At 73.6% G+C, this 1,744-nt stretch carries 2 protein-coding genes and 1 pseudogene; 1 reads left to right on the top strand and 2 read right to left on the bottom strand.

Annotated features, from left to right (window positions below):
* Window positions 1-465 (top strand): annotated as a pseudogene (locus ASC99_RS41100) (glycoside hydrolase family 38 C-terminal domain-containing protein); the annotation flags it as partial.
* Between the two features lie 77 nt (window positions 466-542).
* On the opposite strand, the gene ASC99_RS24805 reads toward ASC99_RS41100, so the two are convergent.
* Window positions 543-1,046: a GNAT family N-acetyltransferase gene (locus ASC99_RS24805; RefSeq protein ID WP_235583121.1), complete on the bottom strand. Its 504-nt coding sequence runs from the start codon at window positions 1,044-1,046 to the stop codon at window positions 543-545.
* 14 nt (window positions 1,047-1,060) lie between these two features.
* The coding region (locus ASC99_RS24800; protein WP_082598596.1) for an AraC family transcriptional regulator at window positions 1,061-1,744 on the bottom strand (684 nt) is incomplete at its 5' end.

Below are 1,744 nucleotides of genomic sequence, written 5' to 3'. Positions count from 1 at the left end.
GTCCACGGCGGTGCAGACGATCGGTCTGGCGGCGGGGGCCAAGCGGCTGGAGCTCGGCACCGAGGTGGACTGGCACGAGACCGAGAAGTTCCTCAAGGCCGCCTTCCCGCTCGATCTGCACACCGACCGGTACGCCGCCGAGACCCAGTTCGGCCACCTGTACCGCCCGACCCACACCAACACCAGCTGGGAGGCGGCCAGGTTCGAGTCCTGCAACCACCGCTTCGTCCACCTGGCCGAACCCGGCTGGGGCGTCGCCCTGGTGACGGCCTCCACCTACGGGCACGACGTCACCCGCACCGTCCGCGAGGAGGACCACGGCACCACCACCACGGTCCGGTTCTCGCTGCTGCGAGCACCTCGTTTCCCCGACCCGCACACCGACCAGGGCCTGCACAGCTTCCGGCACGCGCTGGTGCCGGGCGCAACTCGGCCATGGGGCAGCTCAAGTCGGGCGCCTCCCAGNGGCGAGGCCGTCCCGTTCGCCGAGCTGCTGCCGGATTCGGGGGCCAGGGTCACCACCGAGACGGTCGGCCGCGCGGTCACCCTGCGGTTCGTCCGGAGCTGACGAGCCGGCGTCGGTAGCGGGTGCCGGGGCGGCCGTCGAGGTCGATGTCCGCCTCGGCGGTGAAGCCGGTGCGGGCGAGGACTGCCCTCGAGGCCGGGTTGTCGTGGGTGGTGACGGCGGTGAGGGAGGTCAGCCGGTAGTCGGTGACGGCCAGTCGGCAGAGCTGCTCGACGGCGGCGGTGGCGACGCCCCGGCCGGCGGCGTGTTCGCCGATCCGGTAGCCGAGTTCGGCGGTGCCGTCCGCGACGTCGACCAGGTTGACCCGGCCGAGCAGCTCTCCCCGGTCGTCCAGGACGAGGTGAAAGTGGAGCAGGCCGGTGGCCTGATCGGCGAGCAGCGCGCGGAGCCGGTCGGCGAACTCGGCGAAGTACGCGTCGCCGCGATCCGGTACGGACCGGGCGAAGTACGCGCGGTTCGCCAGCTCGAACGCCAGCAGGGCCTGCTCGTGCTCGGCCGTGAGCCGCTGCAGTCTGATCACGTCCGACAGCATAGTCAGACGGTCGGCAGCGGTAGGCGCTCCTGCAGCTCGGTCCGGTAGCGGCCCGGGGTGGTGCCGAACTCACGGTTGAAGGCGTGCGAGAAGGCGTAGGGACCGGCGTAGCCGACCCGCTCGGCGATGGTGGCCAGCGGGTCGGCGGTGTCGCGGAGCAGGGTGGCGGCGAAGGTCAGGCGCCACCAGGTGAGGTACGCCATCGGCGGCCGCCCGACCTGGGTGGTGAACCGGCGGGCCAGGGTGGGGCGGGAGACGCCGGCCTCGGCGGCCAGGCGGTCGTTGGTCCACGGGGCGGCCGGGTCGGTGTGCAGGGCGCGCAGGGCGGCGGCGGTGACCGGATCGCCGAGGGCGGTGGGCCAGGCACCGGTGGTGGCCCCGGCCAGCCAGGCCCGGACCAGGTAGACCAGCAGGAGGTCGAGCAGGCTGGGCACGGCCAGGCAGGAGCCGGGTCGGGCCTCCGCCAGTTCACGGCCCAACAGGTCGATGGCGAAGCGGAGTTCGGGATGGGCGCCGACCCGGTTCGGCAGGTGGACGACGTCCGGGAGCTCGGCCAGCAGCGGGTGCACGCGGCTGCGGTCCAGCCGGTACTTCCCGCACAGCAGCTCCGTCCCGCCGGTCTCTGCAGGCCCGGCGTACTGCTCGAAGGGCACCGCGCGCGCCACGGCGGCCGGATCGGCGGGGGG

It is taken from the genome of Kitasatospora sp. Root107, from assembly GCF_001424875.1.
Taxonomy (GTDB): Bacteria; Actinomycetota; Actinomycetes; order Streptomycetales; family Streptomycetaceae; genus Kitasatospora.
Note: the sequence above shows the minus strand (reverse complement) of the source record. Positions and strands in the feature narration are given on the sequence as shown.